The 19,395-nt window shown below is 61.4% G+C and carries 20 protein-coding genes and 1 pseudogene; 12 read left to right on the top strand and 9 right to left on the bottom strand.

Going from position 1 to position 19,395, the window contains the following annotated elements; genetic code table 11:
* Nucleotides 1-12: 12 nt before the first annotated feature.
* From grxC to ACP7BS_RS15665, 6 genes and pseudogenes are all read left to right on the top strand, one after another.
* Entirely contained in the window at nucleotides 13-270 is a 258-nt protein-coding gene (grxC, locus tag ACP7BS_RS15690) for a glutaredoxin 3 (RefSeq protein ID WP_426131566.1), read from the top strand.
* Nucleotides 271-282: 12 nt separating this feature from the next.
* Complete coding sequence (locus ACP7BS_RS15685; RefSeq protein WP_426238857.1) at nucleotides 283-1,137, top strand: carbon-nitrogen hydrolase family protein; 855 nt, start codon at nucleotides 283-285, stop codon at nucleotides 1,135-1,137.
* A complete protein-coding gene (locus ACP7BS_RS15680; RefSeq protein ID WP_426229492.1) occupies nucleotides 1,134-1,562 on the top strand; it encodes a DUF1178 family protein in 429 nt (142 codons plus the stop codon). The genes ACP7BS_RS15685 and ACP7BS_RS15680 overlap by 4 nt, the downstream gene beginning before the upstream one ends.
* A 256-nt stretch (nucleotides 1,563-1,818) precedes the next feature.
* Nucleotides 1,819-2,100: a ribbon-helix-helix domain-containing protein gene (locus tag ACP7BS_RS15675; protein ID WP_426238856.1), complete on the top strand. Its 282-nt coding sequence runs from the start codon at nucleotides 1,819-1,821 to the stop codon at nucleotides 2,098-2,100.
* Nucleotides 2,090-2,404, top strand: a complete 315-nt coding sequence (locus ACP7BS_RS15670; RefSeq protein WP_426238855.1) for a type II toxin-antitoxin system RelE/ParE family toxin — start codon at nucleotides 2,090-2,092, stop codon at nucleotides 2,402-2,404. Before ACP7BS_RS15675 ends, ACP7BS_RS15670 begins: the two co-directional genes overlap by 11 nt.
* Nucleotides 2,405-2,657: 253 nt before the next feature.
* Nucleotides 2,658-3,020: pseudogene (locus ACP7BS_RS15665) on the top strand (GNAT family N-acetyltransferase); the annotation flags it as partial.
* A 287-nt stretch (nucleotides 3,021-3,307) separates the two neighbouring features.
* On the opposite strand, the gene ubiG reads toward ACP7BS_RS15665, so the two are convergent.
* The 6 genes from ubiG to ACP7BS_RS15635 form a co-directional block, all read right to left on the bottom strand.
* Complete coding sequence (ubiG, locus tag ACP7BS_RS15660; protein WP_426238854.1) at nucleotides 3,308-4,054, bottom strand: bifunctional 2-polyprenyl-6-hydroxyphenol methylase/3-demethylubiquinol 3-O-methyltransferase UbiG; 747 nt, start codon at nucleotides 4,052-4,054, stop codon at nucleotides 3,308-3,310.
* Between the two features lie 54 nt (nucleotides 4,055-4,108).
* Nucleotides 4,109-4,495: a hypothetical protein gene (locus ACP7BS_RS15655; RefSeq protein ID WP_426238853.1), complete on the bottom strand. Its 387-nt coding sequence runs from the start codon at nucleotides 4,493-4,495 to the stop codon at nucleotides 4,109-4,111.
* 514 nt (nucleotides 4,496-5,009) lie between these two features.
* Nucleotides 5,010-5,780: an SDR family oxidoreductase gene (locus ACP7BS_RS15650; RefSeq protein ID WP_426238852.1), complete on the bottom strand. Its 771-nt coding sequence runs from the start codon at nucleotides 5,778-5,780 to the stop codon at nucleotides 5,010-5,012.
* Nucleotides 5,781-5,951: 171 nt separating this feature from the next.
* Nucleotides 5,952-6,338, bottom strand: coding sequence for a response regulator (locus ACP7BS_RS15645; RefSeq protein ID WP_426238851.1), 387 nt, complete (start codon nucleotides 6,336-6,338; stop codon nucleotides 5,952-5,954).
* Nucleotides 6,335-7,315, bottom strand: coding sequence for a sensor histidine kinase (locus ACP7BS_RS15640; RefSeq protein ID WP_426238850.1), 981 nt, complete (start codon nucleotides 7,313-7,315; stop codon nucleotides 6,335-6,337). Before ACP7BS_RS15640 ends, ACP7BS_RS15645 begins: the two co-directional genes overlap by 4 nt.
* A gap of 208 nt (nucleotides 7,316-7,523) precedes the next feature.
* Nucleotides 7,524-7,685, bottom strand: coding sequence for a hypothetical protein (locus ACP7BS_RS15635; RefSeq protein ID WP_426229483.1), 162 nt, complete (start codon nucleotides 7,683-7,685; stop codon nucleotides 7,524-7,526).
* A 280-nt stretch (nucleotides 7,686-7,965) separates the two neighbouring features.
* Here ACP7BS_RS15635 and ACP7BS_RS15630 point away from each other — a divergent pair, with 280 nt between their 5' ends.
* The 3 genes from ACP7BS_RS15630 to ACP7BS_RS15620 all read left to right on the top strand — a co-directional run bounded on the left by ACP7BS_RS15630 (nucleotide 7,966) and on the right by ACP7BS_RS15620 (nucleotide 11,764).
* Nucleotides 7,966-9,603 carry a phosphoethanolamine transferase gene (locus ACP7BS_RS15630; RefSeq protein WP_426239033.1) on the top strand — a complete coding sequence of 546 codons (1,638 nt, stop codon included), beginning with the start codon at nucleotides 7,966-7,968 and terminating at the stop codon, nucleotides 9,601-9,603.
* A gap of 140 nt (nucleotides 9,604-9,743) precedes the next feature.
* Nucleotides 9,744-10,406, top strand: coding sequence for a response regulator transcription factor (locus ACP7BS_RS15625; RefSeq protein WP_426229481.1), 663 nt, complete (start codon nucleotides 9,744-9,746; stop codon nucleotides 10,404-10,406).
* Nucleotides 10,407-10,432: 26 nt separating this feature from the next.
* The gene (locus tag ACP7BS_RS15620) at nucleotides 10,433-11,764 is read left to right on the top strand and encodes a sensor histidine kinase (RefSeq protein ID WP_426239032.1); all 1,332 of its coding nucleotides are present in this window, start codon (nucleotides 10,433-10,435) and stop codon (nucleotides 11,762-11,764) included.
* A 162-nt stretch (nucleotides 11,765-11,926) separates the two neighbouring features.
* Here the strand turns inward: ACP7BS_RS15620 and ACP7BS_RS15615 are convergent, their stop codons facing one another.
* Nucleotides 11,927-12,586: a glutathione S-transferase family protein gene (locus ACP7BS_RS15615; RefSeq protein WP_426238849.1), complete on the bottom strand. Its 660-nt coding sequence runs from the start codon at nucleotides 12,584-12,586 to the stop codon at nucleotides 11,927-11,929.
* A 91-nt stretch (nucleotides 12,587-12,677) separates the two neighbouring features.
* Here ACP7BS_RS15615 and ACP7BS_RS15610 point away from each other — a divergent pair, with 91 nt between their 5' ends.
* Nucleotides 12,678-13,181 carry a winged helix-turn-helix transcriptional regulator gene (locus ACP7BS_RS15610; protein ID WP_426238848.1) on the top strand — a complete coding sequence of 168 codons (504 nt, stop codon included), beginning with the start codon at nucleotides 12,678-12,680 and terminating at the stop codon, nucleotides 13,179-13,181.
* A gap of 566 nt (nucleotides 13,182-13,747) precedes the next feature.
* Here the strand turns inward: ACP7BS_RS15610 and ppk2 are convergent.
* Entirely contained in the window at nucleotides 13,748-14,650 is a 903-nt protein-coding gene (gene ppk2, locus ACP7BS_RS15605) for a polyphosphate kinase 2 (RefSeq protein WP_426229478.1), read from the bottom strand.
* Between the two features lie 221 nt (nucleotides 14,651-14,871).
* The gene (locus ACP7BS_RS15600; protein ID WP_426238847.1) at nucleotides 14,872-15,249 is read right to left on the bottom strand and encodes a hypothetical protein; all 378 of its coding nucleotides are present in this window, start codon (nucleotides 15,247-15,249) and stop codon (nucleotides 14,872-14,874) included.
* Between the two features lie 453 nt (nucleotides 15,250-15,702).
* Between ACP7BS_RS15600 and ACP7BS_RS15595 the strand changes: the two genes are divergently transcribed.
* Together ACP7BS_RS15595 and ptsP are read left to right on the top strand one after the other, a co-directional pair.
* Nucleotides 15,703-16,956, top strand: coding sequence for an aspartate kinase (locus ACP7BS_RS15595; RefSeq protein WP_426229476.1), 1,254 nt, complete (start codon nucleotides 15,703-15,705; stop codon nucleotides 16,954-16,956).
* A gap of 90 nt (nucleotides 16,957-17,046) precedes the next feature.
* Entirely contained in the window at nucleotides 17,047-19,314 is a 2,268-nt protein-coding gene (ptsP, locus tag ACP7BS_RS15590; RefSeq protein ID WP_426238846.1) for a phosphoenolpyruvate--protein phosphotransferase, read from the top strand.
* Nucleotides 19,315-19,395: the final 81 nt, after the last annotated feature.

The raw sequence follows: 19,395 nt of genomic DNA, 5'->3' as shown, positions 1-19,395 counted from the left end.
GCAGATCAACTCATGGCTTCGGTCGTCATTTATACCCGTCAATTCTGCGGCTATTGTTCCGCTGCGAAGAAACTTCTGGAAACCAAGGGCGTGACGTTCGAGGAACATGACGCGACCTATGCGCCGGAGGTTCGCCAGAAGATGATCGAGCGCTCGAACGGCGGCACGACCTTCCCGCAGATCTTCATCAACAATGCCCATATCGGCGGCTGCGACGACCTGCATGCGCTGGAACGCGCCGGCAAGCTGGACGCGATGCTCGCCGCGTAAGGAGACGCTTCCATGACGCTCAAGGCCGCAGCGATCCAGATGTGTTCCGGTGTCGACCCGGCTCGCAATGCCGAGACGATGGTACGGTTCGTGCGCGAGGCCGCCGCACAGGGCGCAACCTATTTGCAGACGCCGGAAATGACCGGTGCGCTGCAGCGGGACCGCGCTGCGATGAAGGCGGCGTTGCGCGACGAGAGCAATGATCTGATCGTTGCCGCAGCGTCGAAGCTTGCCGGCGAACTCGGCATTTACCTGCATGTCGGCTCGACGGCGATCGGGCTTGCCGATGGCAAGATGGCCAATCGCGGCTTTCTGTTCGGCCCGGATGGCCAGAAGATCACCCATTACGACAAGATCCACATGTTCGATGTCGATCTCGACAATGGCGAGAGCTGGCGGGAAAGCTCCGCCTATACGCCGGGCGGCACGGCGCGGCTGGTCAGCCTGCCGTTCGGCAAGCTCGGCTGCGCCATCTGCTACGACGTGCGTTTCCCCGAACTCTTCCGGGCGCAGGCTGCGGCCGGAGTGCAGATCATGTCGGTACCGGCCGCCTTTACCCGCCAGACCGGCGAGGCGCATTGGGAAATCCTGCTGCGCGCCCGCGCCATCGAAAATGGCATGTTCGTCATTGCCGCGGCCCAGGCAGGCGTGCATGAGGATGGCCGCGAGACGTTTGGCCATTCGATGATCATCGATCCGTGGGGACGCATTCTCGCGTCCGCTGGCGGCACCGGCGAGGGCATCGTTGTCGCTGATATCGACATCGGCGCGGTTGCGGCGGCGCGGGCGAAAATTCCCAACCTGAAGAATGGCCGGGCATTCACGCTGGAGGAAGTGCCCAGCGCTTCCAAGGACGTGGCCGCTTGATCAAGTACACGCTTGCCTGTGACAACGGCCATTCGTTCGAAGGATGGTTTTCCTCGAGCGCCGACTTCGACCGCCAGGCTGAACTCGGGCTGGTTTCCTGTCCCGTTTGCGGTTCGGCCACCGTCGGCAAGGAACTGATGGCGCCTTCGGTCTCTACGGCCCGCAAGAAGGACGAGACCAAGGTTCTGATGATGGATCAGGCCCGCAAGGAGGCGGTCGCCAAGATCCGCGAACTGGTCACGTCCATTCGCGAAAATGCCGAGGATGTCGGGGCGAAGTTTCCCGAGGAAGCGCGCAAGATCCATTATGGCGAAGCCGAGCAGCGCGGGTTGATCGGCCAGGCGACGATCGATGAAGCCAAGGCCCTGCTCGAGGAAGGCATCGAGATTGCCGCCCTGCCGGTGCTGCCCGACGATGTGAACTGAGAGGACGGCCGCATCAGCCAGAGCATTCACTTTCAAAGAACCCTTTACCGCCGATGGCAAAGTCTATGCGATCGACCCTGAAAAAGTCTGGCGGATCACGGAGGAGAATGCCAAAGGGCAGGCCGATCTGTTGGCGCATGTGCTGACGTTGAAAGTCTAGGGCGGGGCAAGGGGCGGGAACGCAGTTGCCCGATCTGCTTGGCAGCGAGGTCAAACGGTAGTAATATTTGCTACCATTCAAGTCTGGGAATTTCGGATGTCCAACGTAGAGAAAATCAGTGTCGCGTTGACAACGCAGCAGGCGGCGATGCTTCGCGATGTTGTGGGAACCGGTGCCTACGCTACAACCAGTGAAATTGTCCGCGAAGCCGTGCGTGACTGGTCTGCTAAATGGGAGGTTCGGCAAGCCGATACACGCAGGCTGAGCGAGCTGTGGAATGAGGGCAAGGCCAGCGGCGAGCCTACGGCTGTCGACTTTGACAAACTGCGTGAGGAAGCCCGTCAGGAACTCCGCGCCGCGCAGAAACGTGCCGGCTGATCTCGTCTGGTCACCCTTGGCACAGGCGGATATCCGCCGAATCTATGTGGAAATCGGCCGTGAGCAACCACAGGCCGCCGAGCGCTTCTACGAGCGGTTTCAGCACAAAGCCGGCCTTCTGATCGACCAGCCGCGCCTCGGTATGCGACATCCGGAGATCAGCCCGGCTGCTCGAATGCTTGTGGAGGCGCCGTTTGTGATCCTCTACGAGACGATACCCAATAACGACGAAGGCCTTGTGAAAGTGGTGGAAATCGTACGCGTCATCGACGGCCGACGTGACTTAAAAAATCTCATCACATGAACGTGCTTACATCCGACACGCGGGGTTGAGTTCGGCTGTCTGCAAGCCCCCACTTTGTCAAAGAACTGAACGACCCAGGACATAATTTCCTCCGTCTGGCTCGATCTATTGCAGTCTAGCACAGCGGCAAGGGGCGGGGATGATGGTGCATTGGCTTCTTGAGGTGGCCCGGGCAGGCGTCGGGTTTTCCCGATCATGGGAAAGGTTGCAGCACTCTTTTAATTCAACGGCTTGATACCCATCTGCGGGCGGTATGCAGAATGGAGTTTCGAGACTGATGGATTTTTCCGACCTTCGCTTTTTGACTGAACGCCTTGAAATACGGCGGTTCGTGCCCGGCGATTTTGCGGCTTTTCATGCCTATCACAGCCAGCCGGAGGTCTACCGTTATCTCTATGCCGAGCCGCTTGACGATGCTGCGGCTGCCGAAAAATTCCAGAGGGCGAGCGCGCCGCGGCTACGCGAGGACGATGATGCCGCCGTGTTTGCCGTCGAGCGCCGCGAGGACGGTGCCGTCATTGGCGAAGTGGTGCTGAAGCTTGCAAGTGCGATCGCACGGCAGGTGGAGGTCGGTTACATCTTCAATCCGGTCTTTGCAGGCAAGGGCTATGCTACCGAGGCGATGCGGGCCGTTCTGGACTTCGCGTTTTCGCGGTTGAATTTCCACCGCCTTTGCCCGGCTCGATGCCGCGAATGCCGGCTCGGTCGGGGTTGTCGAACGGCTGGGCATGCGGCGCGAGGCCCATCTGATCCAGAACGACCAGTTCAACGGCATCTGGGGCGACGAATTCATCTATGCGCTGCTCAAGGACGAATGGATGGCGCGGCAAAAGGGCTAAAGGCCCGCCAGCGCCGAAAAAATTCTGCCGCGAAGCAGATCGCGGCAGGGCAGGGAGCCCGTGGTTACGCCGGGCGCTTGGCGACGATCATGTAGTTGACGTCCATGTCCTTCGACAGGTTCCACTGGTTGGACAGCGGATTGAAAAAGACGCCGGTGCGATCGGTGATCTGCATCCCGCTTGCCGTGATCGGCTTTTCGAGTTCTTCGGGGCGCACCAGCTTTTCATATTGGTGGGTGCCGCGCGGCAGCCAGCGCAGGACGTTTTCGGCGGCGAAGATGGCAAGTGCCGCCGCCTTCACCGTGCGGTTGATGGTGGCGACGAACATCAGGCCGCCGGGGCGCACCATCGAGGCGCAGGTGCTGATGAAGAATTCGACATCGGCGACATGCTCGACCACTTCCATGTTGAGCACGACATCGAAGGTCTCGCCGGCTTCGGCAAGCGATTCCGCCGTCACCGCCCGGTAATCGACGGCGACGCCGCTGCCGGCCGCGTGGGTCTTGGCGATCATGATGTTCTTTTCCGAGGCGTCGGCGCCGACCACGTCGCCACCCATGCGGGCCATCGGCTCTGATAGGAGGCCGCCGCCGCAGCCGATATCGAGGACGCGCAGGCCCTTCAGCGGCTGCAGCGCCTTGGCCTCGCGGCCGAAATTATCCGAAACGCGGTCGCGGATATAGGTGAGACGGACCGGATTGAACTTGTGCAGCGGCCGGAATTTGCCCTTCGGATCCCACCACTCGGCGGCCATGGCGGAAAACCGGTCGACTTCGGTCTGGTCGATGGTGCTGCGGGCCTGTTCACTCATGGTCGGAACTCCTTGGATCATACCCTTGTGAAGTCGGATGATCAGTCATGAAAGTCAAGGGTTGGCAGTGTCGCGCCTCGTCTGGCGGCCTTTCAGGCAACGATCGAATTTCGGCAGGTCTTCATCCGGATAGGCAATCATGTCTCTTTGAAGATCATCGAGGCATTCCGCAAATGTCTCGAAAGCTGCGACACTGGCTGTTGCCATGCAGCGTGGCAGTTTTGCGCAGGCGTTGCCGGACAGGCCGGTTTCGCGCTGGGCGCGGATTTTGCGCTCCTGGTGCTCGGAGGCAAGCATTTCCCCGCTGCAGGCGTTATCGCGGCGGCATTTGCGGATTGGGCAGACGCGCCATGCGCTGTGAATGGTCAAGGTGGTGCGGCATTGGCGTTCGTGATCGGCGGACACGCGTTTTTCATATTCGGAAAGATCCGGTTTTGGCATGGGATGTTCCTTTGGCTACGGGATCAGACAAGACAGGCGTTCGCATTCACGCGGCGTGTTTCGCCCGTGGCATGCCGTTGCGGTGATCTTTTTGCGCCGGGGCGCCGGCAGGATCGGCCGGGGCACATCGTGTGCCGAAGTGTTTGGTAGTAAATGACACGCGATGTGCCCCGTCTCGGTGGTTTTTACCTGCAACTTCGATTTCTCTGCGGGGATGACGGCACCCTTTTGATACGGGGCGGCGCTTACGGCTGTTCGCCGTCTCGCCACGAAAGGCCTGTCTCTCGACACACCCGTCGCCGGTCCTCATGTGTGCCTCACAGGCACGCCCCGCCATTTTTCAGACGGGAGGGAAACCACTTTCTGCAGGCCCCAACAGCCGCGCCTGCGTTTCAAACACAGACCGAAGGCACCGGCCCCACCTCGCCGGCAACGCTTTCCGGTGTATCCGATGGCAGGACGAGATGATTGTGCCACGGTTTTTGGGGGCGGGGATTTGCGGGGATAATTTTTTTTACGTCCGGTTGATCGAGACGCCGCCGTCGACAAGCATGGCTGTGCCGGTCGTGAAGCTTGACGCATCCGAGGCGAGGTAGAGGACGGAGCGGGCGATCTCCTCCGGTTTGGCCATGCGCTTCAGGGCATGCAGGCCTTCGACGAAGGCAAGAACTTCCGGCCCGGCGCCGGGCGCATTGGTAAAGCTCATCGGCGTATCGGTGCCGCCGGGCAGGATCGCGTTGACGCGGATACCCTTCTGCCCCAGTTCCGCAGCAAGGCTCTGGGTCAGGCCGATCAATCCGGCTTTTGCTGCGGCATAGGCGCTGGTGTTGGGCATGCCGGCAGTATGCCCGACAAAGCTGGAGGTGAAGATCAGCGAGCCTGCGCCGCGCGATGCCATGGCGGGGACCTGATATTTGGCGCCGAAATAGGCGCTTGTCAGGTTGGTGTCGATGGTTTCCTGCCATCCGGCTGTCGAAAGATCGGCGATCGCAGCCATTTCTCCGGTCGTGCCGGCATTGTTGAAGGCGATATCGAGACCGCCGAATGTTTCCGTGGCAGCGGCGACCAGGGCGCGGGCGTGGGCCTCGTCGCGGACATCGCCGTCGATGGCGAACGCCTTGCCGCCTTCGGCCTCGATCTCCGCGACGAGTTCGTCGAGGGCGGTCCGGCGGCGGCCCGAGACGATCAGGCTTGCACCTTCGCGGGCAAACAGTTTTGCCGTTGCGCGGCCGATACCGGAACTGGCGCCGGTGATGATGGCGACCTTGTTGGAAAGCGTGGACATGATGGAAACTCCTCTGGTTGCGGGAGGTTCAATCGCAGCACGGGCCGGATGCCGCCACCCGTTTCCTGCGCGCCATCACGCTGCCCGCCGCCGGTCGGGTTGCGAAGTACGGGGATGATCCTTTACGCCGGGTCGATCGAGGCGGCGCCATCGACGCGCATGCCGCGATGCTCACGCATGGAGGGCACGGACAGCGGCGACGAGGCGCTTCATATCCGTCGGCTTGCCAAGATTGGCAACATCCGCAAGGACAGCATAGCGCGACAACTCTGCCGCGCTGCTGGCACTGGCAAGGACGAACGGCACGCCAAGCGATTTTAACTGAAGGGCGACAGGCGTGACCTTGTCCCTGCCGAGATTGAAATCGAGAACAGCCGCATCGGGACATTCGCGGCCGAGCAGATCAAGCGCATCCTTGACCGAGGCGGCCGGCCCCAGAACCCGAAAGCCGCCAGCGGTCAAGGCGGTTTCCAGTTCCATCGCCAGGAACAGTTCATCCTCGACGACGAGAATGCAGGTCCTATGATCGACATCTCCCACAGGATTGCGCATCGTCATTGCACCGGTATCTTGAGGACGGCGGTCAAACCGCCCGGAGCATAGGTCAGTTCCATGTCACCCCCCAGTTGAGCGGAGGTGCCTTTCATCAATGTCGTGCCATACCCTTTCCGTTCCGGCAGTTTGACGCGAGGACCGTTTTCCTCGCGCCATTCGCAGGTCAGGTATGGCCGCTCCGGCGCGGTGCCGTCCAGCGTCCACGTGACGTGGACTTTGCCCTCGGGGGTGGAAAAAGCGCCGTATTTCACCGCATTGGTGGTCAGTTCATGGAAAATCAAGCTGATCGAAAGCACCTTCGGGCTTTCAAGCTCGATAGCCGGACCGTTGCAGGAGAGGCGGCCGACGCCCAGTTCGCCGACTGCCAGTCTCAGGACGTCTTCAAAATCGGCGGCGTCACGCGTCGCGGCAATTTCCTGCGCCCGGAACGTCGTCTCCAAACGCCCCAGCAGCGTTTCGCGATAGTCAACCGCCGTGCGGTCTTCGACGCTGGTCTGCATGGCGATCGAACGCACCACGGCAAAGAGGTTGTTCATCCGGTGCCGCGTTTCGGAGACAATGAATTCCATTTCGGCATCGTGATGCTGACGGTCCGTGACGTCATCGAAAAGGACGAGGATGTTCGTGCCGTTATCATTCGGGTGGATGAGGCGGCGGGCATCGATCAGAAAGGTTCGCAGCCCGATCTTTGGAAAGTCATGCTTCACCTCGAAGCCGATCACCGCCGCAGCTTTCGGGATGACCGATGCCAGCAGATTTCTAAGCTCGGCGATGTCCCACTGGCCGTCCCCGAGGCCAAAGAAGCTCTCCCCGAGGATATCGTCCCGATTGACCTTGAAGGATCTGATGAAGGCGTTGTTCGCGGTGGTCACGCAGAAATTCTGATCGAGAACCACGATGGGCTGCGTCATCGTATCCACGACGCCCTGTGCCTGCACGTGTCCGCTTTTCAACAATCGATAAAGGTCTTCCAGCATCATCTGTTTTTATCTTCCTGAGCAATTTCAGGTCGATGTGCTGCTTAAATGCCTCGACCTTGGGGTGCTTGAGATGGATCTCAACAGAAATACTAGGGCTTGGTTCCATTTTGAAAAGAGCTTCGAACCGGCGTTTTTGGCGGGTCCCGACGATCGACGCCGTTTTTCAGTTGCTGCACGGATGGCGCGCGTCAGCCGGTCATGAGGCTTTTCAACGGCTCATCGTATCCATGCGCAGCGCCGTTGCCGAGGACAGCCTGTGCGTCAGCGCGGAGGATTGCGATCCGGAAAACTGGATCATCGGGATCAGGACGATCACCAGGATGAGGAGGGCGATATAGAGCAATCCAAACGGAATTCGACGCGCTTTCAAACAGCAATCTCCAGTGTCGATGGGACCGTGCCTGCGGATGCTGACAGCAGCCTGAACGTGGACAAGGCAGGCGCGCCTGGCTTTCGCCGCGTCGTCCGACACTGGCCGCGCTGTCCTGTTGACCGTTCAGGTTCCTGTCAGAAAGCCGGACCAGATGTGCGGGAATGGAAACGGCCGCGGCACTGCCCGGCCACCGGACCGTGGCTGACGGTTTGGACAGCGACGGACGTGTCGCGGCCGGATCCACCCGTCTCTTATCCTGCAGGAGAGTTCCTTGTCGGTGGAAAGCCTATCAATCGCCACGCCGCGCGTGCTGCGCCCGGTCATCGGCAGCGTCACGCTGAGCCTGATCGTGGCGCTCTATCTCGTCTCCGTCGCCAACAGGACGTTCTGGTCGAAGGCCATGGAGTATCTCGCTGCCCCGAGCACCGCGGTGTTTCTGCTCGGCATCGGGCTGTTTTCGCTGTTTGCGGCGATCTGCGTCACGGCTTCGGTGAAATATCTGACGAAGCCGTTTTTCATCCTGCTGATCATGATCGCCGCCGCCTGTTCGCGCTTCATGGATACATTCGGCACCATCATCGACGTCGACATGATCCGCAATGCGGCAGAGACGACCGGTTCGGAAGCGGGCCATCTGCTGACTGCGGGTTTCCTTGCCCATATGTTCCTGTTCGGGATCGTGCCGTCGCTGCTGATCGCCGTGGTGCGCATCAAGCACCGGCCTTTCCCTCAGAAGTTCAAACACAATATCGTGCTGATCCTGTGCCTGCTGGCCGTCTTCACGTCCGTCAGCATTGCCAATGTGCGGACGTTTGCATCGACGATCCGCCAGCACCGCGATCTCGTCGCCACGCTGAACCCTGTCGCGCCGATCTTCAATGCCGTGCGCTATGGCGTGGCGACCGGGGCGGACAAGAATGTCGCCGTGCAGCCGCTCGGCACCGATGCCCGGGTGATCGCGCCGACACAGTCGGGAAAACCGCGCGTCACCATCATCGTCGCCGGGGAAACGGCGCGGGCGGAGAATTTCTCGCTGGGCGGCTACGCCCGCCAGACCAATCCGCTGCTTGCCCGGCAGGACGTGCAATATTTTACCGATACGTCGAGCTGCGGCACGTCGACGGCAGTGTCTCTGCCCTGCATGTTTTCCGTCTATCCCCGTTCCAGCTATACGCACCGAAAGGGGCTCGAGACCGAAAACCTGCTCGACGTGCTGACCCGTGCCGGGGTGAAGGCGGAATGGTGGGAGAACAATACCGGCAGCAAGGGCGTTGCCGACCGCATCGCCTACACGTCGTTTTCCGACATCAACGACCCGCGGTTCTGCAAGAACAACGAATGCCTGGACGGGGTTGCGCTCGACCGGCTGGGCGCCTGGCTCGACGGCGTCAAGGGCGACAGCGTGCTGGTGATCCACCAGCTCGGCAGCCACGGGCCGGCCTATCATCTGCGCTATCCGGAGAATTTCCGCCGCTTCACGCCGGAATGCCGGACAGCGGAACTCGGCAATTGCTCACGCCAGGAGATCGTCGATGCCTACGACAATTCGATCCTCTATACGGATTACATTCTCTCGACGGTCATCGACATGCTGAAGGCACGCGAAGACAGGATGGCGGGAGCGATGGTCTACATGTCCGATCACGGCGAGTCGCTGGGCGAACGCGGGCTCTATCTGCATGGCGCGCCGTATTTCATCGCACCGCCGCAGCAGACCCACATTCCGTTTGTGCTTTGGACCGGCAGCGAAACCAAGGCCGGGATCGACCAGGCCTGCCTTCAGGCAACGCTCGACGAGCCGCGCTCGCATGACAACCTGTTTCACACGGTGCTTGGCCTGATGAACGTCTCGACCAAGGTTTACGAACCGGCGCTCGACGCTTTGGCCACGTGCAGGACCCGCGCGGCGTCCTAAGCGGCGGGCAAGACGGTTTGACGGATGGGCGCGCTCCTGCACGGGAAGCGGCCATCGCCGTGGCTTCAGCCCATTTGACGGCGCAGCTCAAAGCGGGAATAAGAATGCTGGTGGAGCTGACCGATAAGAGGACCAGCGGCTTGCGTGTTCTGCTCGTCGAGGACAATGAGATACTGGGAGAGGCCGTTCGCGATCATATCGCCGCCGCCGATCATGCCATCGACTGGATGAAGACGCTGGACGATGCGCGGATGTCGCTGCGCACCGTTTCCTACGGTCTGATCCTGCTCGATCTTCGCCTGCCGGACGGCAGCGGGATATCCCTGCTGAAGGAGTTGCGGGCAAGCGGCAACGCCACTCCGGTGATCATCCTGACTGCGCATGACCAGATTTCCGACCGGATCGAAGGGCTGAACAGCGGCGCCGACGATTATCTCGTCAAGCCGTTCGATCTCGGCGAACTGTCGGCCCGCATGCTCGCCGTCATCCGCCGCTACGGCGGCAATATTGCACCGGTGATCCGCTTCGGAGACCTGAAGATCTCACCCGTCGACCGGCGGGTGTTTGCCGGCGACGTGGAAGTCGGTCTTTCCGGGCGCGAGTGGGCGGTGCTCGACACGCTTTTGTCGCGGCCCGGCGCGATCATATCCAAGGCGCAGATCGAAGAGGCGCTCTATGCCTTCGGCTCGGAGATCGAGAGCAACACGGTGGAGGTCTATGTCAGCCGGTTGCGCAAGAAACTCGGCCGGGATTACGTCGTCACCGTGCGCGGCGTCGGCTACAAGATCGGGGTGCCGGCGTGACGCCGCAAAAACCCCGCACGCGCAGCATGACCGGCCGGTTGATCCTGTGGCTCACCGGCGTGACCGTGGCTTTCTGGCTGATCGCGGCGGGCCTTGGCATTGCTGTCATGAAGGACGAATTCGACGAATTCTTCAACGGCTCGCTGCAGGAGACGGCAGAACGGCTGATGCCCTTGGTGCTCGACGACCTGCAGCGTCGCGAGGGTCCGCCGTCGCCCCGGCATTTTCAAAGCGAGGCCGCCGATCTGGGAGAGGAATATCTGGTCTATCAGGTGCGCGATGCGACCGGCAAAATTCTGATCCGCTCGCATGATGCGCCGATGGAGCCGTTCGACGTGCCGCTGAAGCGCGGGTTCTGGGAAAACGACACCGATCATTTTTACACGGCAACCGCTGCCGACGGCCTGACCTTCGTGCAGGTGGCCGACGCCATGGACAATCGCACCGAAGCGGTGATGGAGGGCAGCATGGCGCTGTTCCTGCCGGTTCTGGTGCTGATCCCGGTCAGCATTCTGCTGGTCTGGCTGATCGTGCGCCGGGCGCTGGCGCCGGTCGATGATCTGCGCGAGGCCATCGAGAAAAAGGACGGCGGCAATCTGGCGCCGGTGCCCTCCAGCATATTGCCGCGCGAGCTGCGGCCGATCGCCAGCTCCGTCAACCGGCTCCTGAGCCGGCTGCAGGCGGCTTTCGATGCGGAGCGGGAATTTACCGCCAACAGTGCGCATGAGCTGAGAACGCCGATCGCCGGCGCATTGGCGCAGACGCAGATGCTGATCGCCGAGCTGGAGGGGCCACGCAAGCGGCGCGCCCAGCAGATCGAACTGTCGCTGGCCAATCTTGGCCATACCACCGAGAAACTGCTGCAATTGGCACGGGCCGAAGCCGGTATCGGCGCCGGTACCGTCGCCGTCGATCTGGCGCGCGTGCTGGAACTGGTGGTGACCGATTTTATGCGCAGCGAGCCCGGCGCGAGGCGGTTGTATCTTTACCGCGAACCGGGGGCGGCGCTGAAAGGAAGCTACAGCGAGGACGCCTTTGCCATCGTGCTGCGCAACCTGATCGAAAATGCCCTTGTGCATGGCGATGGCGAAGAGCCGGTGAACATCCGGCTGGAGGCGGGCGGCGTGGTCCGTATCGTCAATGGCGCGGCCGCCCTGTCGCCGGACGATCTGGCGGCAGTCCGCAAACGCTTCGGTCGCGGCAACAGCCTATCCCCCGGCTCGGGGCTCGGCCTGTCGATCGCCGAGCGGTTGCTGCAGCAGATGAATGCCGGCTTCGAGGTGCTCTCGCCAGCCAGCGGCCGGGCGGACGGGTTCGAGGTGGTGTTGCGGTTCGGTGTAGAGGATGTTGTTGGCTGATTGGGAAGGTGCGCCACCTCTCTCTTCTCCCCAGCGGGGAGAAGGTGGCCTGGAAGGCCGGATGAGGGGCTGCAGGCTCTGAACTTGCGGAGAGCCCCCCTCATCGCCTCGCATGCGCTCGGCACTTCTCCCCGTGGGGGAGAAGAGAAAAAGCAGTACCTCTCAATCCCTGTCCGGCGCGCCGAGCGGAAAGAATGACCGGTAGGGGCGGCCTTCGTCGATGGCGCGGGCGAAGGAGGGGCGGGCGAGGAGGCGGGCGCGGTAGGCGCGGACATTGGGGAATTGCTCGGCAATCGGATGCACCCAGTCGGCATAGAACAGCGACGGGCAGGCGGCGCAATCGGCAAGGCTGAACGTGTCGCCGGCCGCCCATCCGGTCTCGGCGACGACGCCGTCGAGCCAGCCATAGGCATCGTCCAGCATGGCCTTGGCCTCGGTGACCCCATAGGGGTCGCGCTCAGTCTCCGGACGGATCTGGTTGAACACCACTTTCTGCATCGGCGTCATGATGTAATTGTCGAAGAAGCGGTCCATCATCCGGGTGCGCAGCGCCGCTTTCGGGTCTTCGGGGATCAGGCGGACGCTGCCGGGATAGTTCAACATCAGATATTCGATGATGATGGTCGCCTCCATCACCGCGTTTTCGCCGTCCTTCAGCACCGGAAAGCGCTTGATCGGCCAGATCGACTGCCACTCCTCGACCGTGCCGGTCTCCTCGGGGCTGAGCATGCGATAGTCGAAGTCGGTGCCATTCTCGTAGATCGCCACGAGCACTTTTTGGCAGTAGGACGAGAACGGGTGGGCGAAAAGCTGCGGTTTCATCATATCCTCCAATAACTGATTTCAATCTGCAACTGGTTGTTTTGTACGGTGACCGATCTTATATTGCAAGCGGTTTTAACGAGGATGCACCGTGGATACTGCACAACGATCGGGATGCCCGATCAACCTGACCCTGGAAATGCTCGGCGACCGCTGGAGCCTGATCATCATCCGAGACCTGATGTTCGGCAACCGGCGGCATTTTCGCGAGCTTTTGACCCAGTCGGAGGAGGGGATCGCCTCGAACATCCTGGCCGACCGGCTGAAGCGGCTGACCGAAAGCGGGCTGTTGTCGCGCCGCGACGATCCGAGTCATAAACAGAAGGGCATCTACAGCCTGACCGAACCCTCGATCCAGCTGGTGCCGCTTTTGGCGCAGATGGGCGCCTGGGGCAGGCGGCACACGCGGGCCTCCGAGGAATTGTCGATCCGCGCGGAACTGCTGGAAGAGGGCGGACCGGCGGTGTGGACTGATTTCATGGAGGAATTGCGGGCGCTGCATCTGGATGCGCCGGCGCCGGCGCGATCGGTGTTTGCGGAGCTGCGGGCGGCGTATCTGGCGGTTGTGGCGAGGAATGCGGGGGCTGTGGGTTGAGAGAAGTGGGCTGACACGGGGCTTTGGGTTGGTTTCTCGCGATTGTTCCTCTCCGTCATCCTCGCCCTCGTGGCGGGGATCCAGCCGCCGCGCGTCTGCGCGGCGAGAGAACGGCTTCTCCTTTGGCGTGAAGAGTCTTTTGACCCGACGGACGTGGGGTCACTGGACCCCCGCCACAAGGGCGAGGATGACGGGAGGTGGAGTGCCGTTTACAAGCAAAAGAGGCGTGAACTGAAGCCACAACACCCAGCGTGGGGCGGTGACTGAAGCCTAGCGGCTTTTGCGGGAGCGCCCTGACGGCGAAGCTCCCAAAGGGGCAATTTGCCGAAGCGGATACCTCATTTTCCGTCATCCTCGCCCTTGTGGCGGGGATCCAGTCCGCTCACGTCCGTGAGCGAAGGACTCTTTTCACGGCGCCGACGCGCCGTGGCTAGATTCCTGTGACGGGCACAGGAATGACGGAGGTTTGGGATGCCGCTTGATGCCCCCAATGAACCCATCAAAGCCGGGGAGGCCCTTTTCATCAGTTCAAACCCAGCCCATTCCAGCCGGGCCATTACTCCCAATCAATACACTTCCGGCACATACAGTTCCGGTGGAACCGGGTGGCGCTGGTAGTCGTCGTTGCGGACGCGGTCGGGCAGGACGAGGTCGGGTTTGGGGACGTCCTCGTAGGGGATCTGGGCGAGCAGATGGGCGATGCAGTTGAGGCGGGCCTTCTTCTTGTCGACCGCCTGGACGACCCACCACGGTGCTTCCTCGATGTGGGTTTTCGCCAGCATCTCTTCCTTGGCCTTGGTGTAATCCTCCCAGTGAATGCGGCTTTCCATGTCCATCGGCGACAGTTTCCACTGTTTCAGCGGATCGTGGATGCGCATCTGGAAGCGGAACTCCTGCTCCTCGTTGGTGATCGAGAACCAGTACTTGATCAGGATGATGCCGGAGCGCACCAGCATGCGTTCGAATTCCGGAACGGTGCGGAAGAATTCATCGAGTTCCTCCGGCGTGCAAAAGCCCATGACGCGCTCGACGCCGGCACGGTTGTACCAGGAGCGGTCGAACAGCACCATTTCGCCCGCCGTCGGTAGTTGCGACACGTAGCGCTGGAAATACCATTGGTTCTTTTCGCGCTCGGTCGGTGCAGGCAGGGCGACGACCCGGCAGACGCGCGGATTGAGCCGCTGGGTGACGCGCTTGATGGCGCCGCCCTTGCCGGCACTGTCGCGGCCTTCGAACAGCACGACGACCTTGAGCTTCTTGTATTGAACCCAATCCTGCAGGCGCACCAACTCATGTTGCAGGCGGAACAGCTCGCGGAAATAGGTCTTGCGCTCGAGCGTGGGCTCGGCCGGCCCCGACATGCCCTCGGCGACCAGCTCGTCGAGCCGGTCTTCTTCCATCTGCATTTCCAGCTCTTCGTCAAAGCTGTCGGCGATTTCCGCCTTGATGCGGTCGAGTTGGTCGATCATTGGTCACACATCCCCGTTGGTCGCCGGCACAGGAGCAGGTCTTCATGACAGGTCTATGACAGTGGCATTGTTCTGCCAATCTGAAGGTTTGAAACAGCGGCGCGGCGGCGCTACCGGCCGTGGTTGCGACGTTCCTTGGCGACCATCTCTATCTCGTTGGTCCAGATGCCGCCTGAATAGTTTTCCGGCAGTCGGGAGAGCATGCTGACCTTGAAACGGAGCTAATCAATCCGCCGCAGTTGTCTTGCAAAGACACCAAATCGTGTGCCTCGCCCGGTAATCGCGATTTGTACGCCGGGATGAAGAGTTTTCCGCACTTCGTCGGAGATGTAACACAGCGTTTGGGCGACAATTGGCAACTGATCCATTGTGACGGAATTTCCGCATTTGCTTGATCTTCCCGTCTGCACACCCGAAACAGTGTAGATGTGCTCGACGTTGTGGCCGGCGACCAGCGTAATGATCGCCGGGCCGCCCGCCATGACTGCCGAATAGCTGATGAAAAATCCAAATACCGGCGAAACAACCACCGCCAGCGCCTTTCGCGCCTCCCCAATTCCAGTTTCTTTGGTTTTCGCTCGGACGACAGCGATACTCATGTATATGGCTGCCGAAACTACTGCAGCGCTTAATGCGGCTCCCGTCGCCTGGTTAACCCAGTCCACAGCCGGTAAGTACTGGAGTCTGAAAATTGGCAGTAGCAATGGTAATAAACCAAGCAAAAACCAGCCGACAGTGAGCCCAATTCTCAGGTTGGCTAGCTTTGTTGATTTGGCGCGTCGCGATGTGTGTTGTTTGTGTGTCGACATGGGCTAGGCGATATTGTTGATGGAAGCGGCCAAAACAGCGTCAGGAGCTGGCGTGTTTATGCGGTTTCTGGTTGTATGGCAATATCAGTACACTGCAGTGGCTGCTTCCGGACGCAAAGAAGAATGCTGCAATAACCCGCATCCTTCTCCATTGCACCGCGCCGGCAATTTCGCTAAGAGACCGGCGACTTGAGACGACACGGGCGCGGGTTTGCGCGCAGCATTTTCGACCGGTAGAGGCACATGGCACGCATCGTGATGAAATTCGGCGGCACGTCCGTCGCGGATATGGATCGCATCAGGAATGTGGCCCGCCATGTGAAACGTGAAGTCGATGCCGGCCACGAGGTTGCGGTGGTGGTATCGGCGATGTCCGGCAAGACCAACGAACTGGTTGCCTGGACACGCGATGCCTCGCCGATGCACGATGCGCGCGAATACGATTCTGTCGTTGCCTCCGGCGAGCAGGTGACCTCCGGTCTCCTAGCGCTGGCGCTGCAGAATATCGGCATCAACGCCCGCTCCTGGCAGGGCTGGCAGATCCCGATCAGGACCGACAACGCCCATGGCGCGGCGCGCATCATGGAAATCGACGGCACCGAACTGATCCGCCGTTTCGGCGAGGGCCAGGTGGCGGTCATTGCCGGCTTCCAGGGGCTTGGACCCGACAACCGGATCGCCACGCTCGGCCGCGGCGGGTCCGACACGTCGGCAGTCGCGATCGCCGCTGCGGTCAAGGCCGACCGTTGCGATATCTATACCGATGTCGACGGCGTCTACACCACCGACCCGCGCATCGAGCCGAAGGCCAAGCGCCTGAAGAAGATCGCGTTTGAGGAAATGCTGGAAATGGCGTCGCTCGGCGCCAAGGTCCTGCAGGTTCGCTCGGTCGAGCTTGCCATGGTATTCAAGGTTCGCACCTTCGTGCGCTCCAGTTTCGTAGACCCCGATGCGCCGGGCATGGGCGATTTTCTGAACCCGCCCGGTACGCTGATTTGTGATGAGGATGAGATTTTGGAACAGGAAGTCGTCACCGGCATCGCCTATGCCAAGGATGAAGCGCAGATTTCGCTGCGGCGCCTGGCCGACCGGCCCGGCGTATCCGCCGCCATCTTCGGCCCCCTGGCCGAAAGTCATATCAATGTCGACATGATCGTCCAGAACATTTCCGAGGACGGTTCCAAGACCGACATGACGTTCACGGTGCCCTCCACCGACGTCGACAAGGCCTTGAAGGTGCTCAACGATTCGAGGGACAAGATCGGCTTCGACGTCATCCAGAACGAATCAGGCCTGGTCAAAGTCTCGGTCATCGGCATCGGCATGCGCAGCCATGCGGGCGTGGCTGCGTCCGCTTTCCGCGCACTTGCCGAAAAAGGCATCAACATCAAGGCAATCACCACCTCGGAAATCAAGATTTCCATCCTGATCGATGGTGCTTATGCCGAATTGGCCGTTCGCACTTTGCATTCCGTCTACGGTCTGGATAAGAGTTAAAGCGGACGGTGGTGACGGCGTTTTCGCTTCTATAAGCCGGAACAAATTACCGCTTGCAGTTGTTGACTTTTATTCGGGAGACGTTGCGCGATGAGAGACCTCTCTGCGGGTCCACGCGTCCTCCTCAGGCGGTTGCGCGAACTGATGGCGGAACCGCTCGAGCCGCAGGATCGCCTTGACCAGATTGTTCGCCAGATTGCGCAGAACATGGTCGCAGAAGTGTGCTCGGTCTATGTGCTGCGCTCAGACGGGGTGCTCGAACTCTACGCCACCGAAGGCCTGAACAAGGACGCCGTGCATCTGGCGCAATTGAAGATGGGGCAGGGCCTCGTCGGCACCATCGCGGCCTCGGCACGGCCGCTCAATCTTTCCGACGCGCAGGCGCATCCGGCCTTCACCTACCTGCCGGAGACCGGCGAAGAAATCTATCATTCGTTCCTGGGCGTGCCGATCCTGCGCACCGGCCGCTCGCTCGGCGTTCTCGTCGTGCAGAACAAGGCCAGCCGCACCTATCGCGACGACGAGGTCGAGGCGATGGAAACAACGGCAATGGTGCTGGCCGAAATGGTGGCGACCGGCGAGCTGAAGAAGCTGACCCGCCCGGGGCTGGAACTCGACCTGTCGCGGCCCGTGACGATCGACGGTTCGAGCTTCAACGACGGCATCGGGCTGGGTTACGTCGTGCTGCACGAGCCGCGCATCGTCGTGACCAACCTTTTAAACGACGATACCGATCATGAGCTCGGCCGGCTGGCCGAAGCGCTGGGTAGCTTGCGCATCTCGATCGACGACATGCTGTCGCGCCGCGACGTTTCCATGGAAGGCGAACACCGGGCGGTTCTCGAAGCCTACCGGATGTTTGCGCATGACCGCGGCTGGGTGCGCAAGCTCGAAGAGGCGATCCGCAACGGTTTGACGGCGGAAGCGGCGGTCGAGCGGGTGCAGAGCGAAACCAAGGCGCGGATGATCCGGCTGACGGATCCGTATCTGCGCGAGCGCATGCATGATTTCGACGATCTGGCCAACCGGCTGCTCAGGCAGCTGACCGGGTACGGCGCAAAGATGTCGGCGACGAATTTTCCCACCGACGCGATCGTGGTCGCCCGTGCGATGGGGGCGGCCGAGCTGCTGGATTATCCGCGTGAAAACGTGCGCGGCCTCGTGCTCGAGGACGGTGCGGTGACCAGCCATGTGGTGATCGTTGCGCGGGCCATGGGCATTTCGGTGGTCGGCCAGGCTGCGGGCGTGGTGGCGCTTGCGGAAAATGGCGATCCGATCATCGTCGATGGCGACGATGCCAAGGTGCATTTGCGGCCGATGGCCGATCTGCAGCGGGCGTATGAGGAAAAGGTACGGCTGCGGGCGCGCAAGCAGGAGCAGTTCAAGGCGCTGCGCGGCGTCGAGCCGGTCACCCTGGACGGCAAGCGGATCAAGCTGCAGATGAATGCCGGCCTTCTGGTCGATCTGCCGCAGCTGGTGGAATCCGGCGCCGAGGGCATCGGCCTGTTCCGCACCGAGCTGCAGTTCATGATCGCATCGACCATGCCGAAGATGGAAGAGCAGGAACTGTTCTACCGCAACGTCATGAAACAGGCGGCCGGCAAGCCGGTGACGTTCCGCACGCTCGATATCGGCGGCGACAAGGTCGTGCCCTATTTCCGCGCTGCGGAAGAGGAAAACCCGGCGCTCGGCTGGCGGGCGATCCGCCTGTCGCTCGACCGGCCGGGCCTGCTGAGAACACAGCTGCGCGCCATGCTGCGGGCTTCCGCCGGCCAGGAACTGCGCATCATGCTGCCGATGGTGACCGAGGTCTCCGAGCTGCGCACGGTGCGCGAGTTGTTGCAAAAGGAAATCCAGCGGCAATCGAAAATCGGCGAGCAATTGCCGCGCAAGCTGCAGTTCGGCGCCATGCTGGAAGTGCCGGCGCTGCTCTGGCAGCTGGACGAACTGATGGACGAGGTGGATTTCGTCTCGGTCGGCTCCAACGACCTGTTCCAGTTCGCCATGGCGGTCGATCGCGGCAATGCGCGGGTGTCCGACCGCTTCGACGTGCTCGGCCGGCCGTTCCTGCGCATCCTGCGCGATATCGTCCGGGCGGGCGACCGCAACGAGACGTCGGTGACGCTGTGCGGCGAGATGGCGAGCAAGCCGCTGTCGGCGATGGCGCTGCTCGGCATCGGCTATCGCTCGGTCTCGATGTCGCCGACGGCGGTCGGGCCGGTCAAGGCGATGCTTTTGGCGCTCGATATCGACAAGCTATCGACAATGCTGCACGCGGCACTCGACGACAAGCGGAGCCAGATACCGGTGCGCGAAATGCTGGTGGCGTTCGCGGCGGAGACTGGGGTTCCGTTGTAGCGGCGGTGCAGCCAGAGTTCCTGGAGGCTTACCCCCCTCTGTCACTCCGTGACATCTCCCCCTCAAGGGGGGAGATTGGCC

This window comes from Pararhizobium sp. DWP1-1-3 (assembly GCF_049896125.1).
Lineage (GTDB): Bacteria > Pseudomonadota > Alphaproteobacteria > Rhizobiales > Rhizobiaceae > Pararhizobium.
Note: the sequence above shows the minus strand (reverse complement) of the source record. Positions and strands in the feature narration are given on the sequence as shown.

Excerpts from the sequence above, each read along its gene's own strand:
- ACP7BS_RS15675 (WP_426238856.1), top strand. The coding sequence starts at position 1,819 with ATGTCCAACGTAGAGAAAATCAGTGTCGCGTTGACAACGCAGCAGGCG.
- ptsP (WP_426238846.1), top strand. The coding sequence starts at position 17,047 with ATGAGAGACCTCTCTGCGGGTCCACGCGTCCTCCTCAGGCGGTTGCGC.
- ACP7BS_RS15650 (WP_426238852.1), bottom strand. The coding sequence starts at position 5,780 with ATGTCCACGCTTTCCAACAAGGTCGCCATCATCACCGGCGCCAGTTCC.
- ACP7BS_RS15645 (WP_426238851.1), bottom strand. The coding sequence starts at position 6,338 with ATGACGATGCGCAATCCTGTGGGAGATGTCGATCATAGGACCTGCATT.
- ACP7BS_RS15595 (WP_426229476.1), top strand. The coding sequence starts at position 15,703 with ATGGCACGCATCGTGATGAAATTCGGCGGCACGTCCGTCGCGGATATG.
- grxC (WP_426131566.1), top strand. The coding sequence starts at position 13 with ATGGCTTCGGTCGTCATTTATACCCGTCAATTCTGCGGCTATTGTTCC.
- ubiG (WP_426238854.1), bottom strand. The coding sequence starts at position 4,054 with ATGAGTGAACAGGCCCGCAGCACCATCGACCAGACCGAAGTCGACCGG.
- ACP7BS_RS15685 (WP_426238857.1), top strand. The coding sequence starts at position 283 with ATGACGCTCAAGGCCGCAGCGATCCAGATGTGTTCCGGTGTCGACCCG.
- ACP7BS_RS15600 (WP_426238847.1), bottom strand. The coding sequence starts at position 15,249 with ATGAGTATCGCTGTCGTCCGAGCGAAAACCAAAGAAACTGGAATTGGG.
- ACP7BS_RS15615 (WP_426238849.1), bottom strand. The coding sequence starts at position 12,586 with ATGAAACCGCAGCTTTTCGCCCACCCGTTCTCGTCCTACTGCCAAAAA.
- ppk2 (WP_426229478.1), bottom strand. The coding sequence starts at position 14,650 with ATGATCGACCAACTCGACCGCATCAAGGCGGAAATCGCCGACAGCTTT.
- ACP7BS_RS15640 (WP_426238850.1), bottom strand. The coding sequence starts at position 7,315 with ATGATGCTGGAAGACCTTTATCGATTGTTGAAAAGCGGACACGTGCAG.
- ACP7BS_RS15620 (WP_426239032.1), top strand. The coding sequence starts at position 10,433 with ATGACCGGCCGGTTGATCCTGTGGCTCACCGGCGTGACCGTGGCTTTC.
- ACP7BS_RS15655 (WP_426238853.1), bottom strand. The coding sequence starts at position 4,495 with ATGCCAAAACCGGATCTTTCCGAATATGAAAAACGCGTGTCCGCCGAT.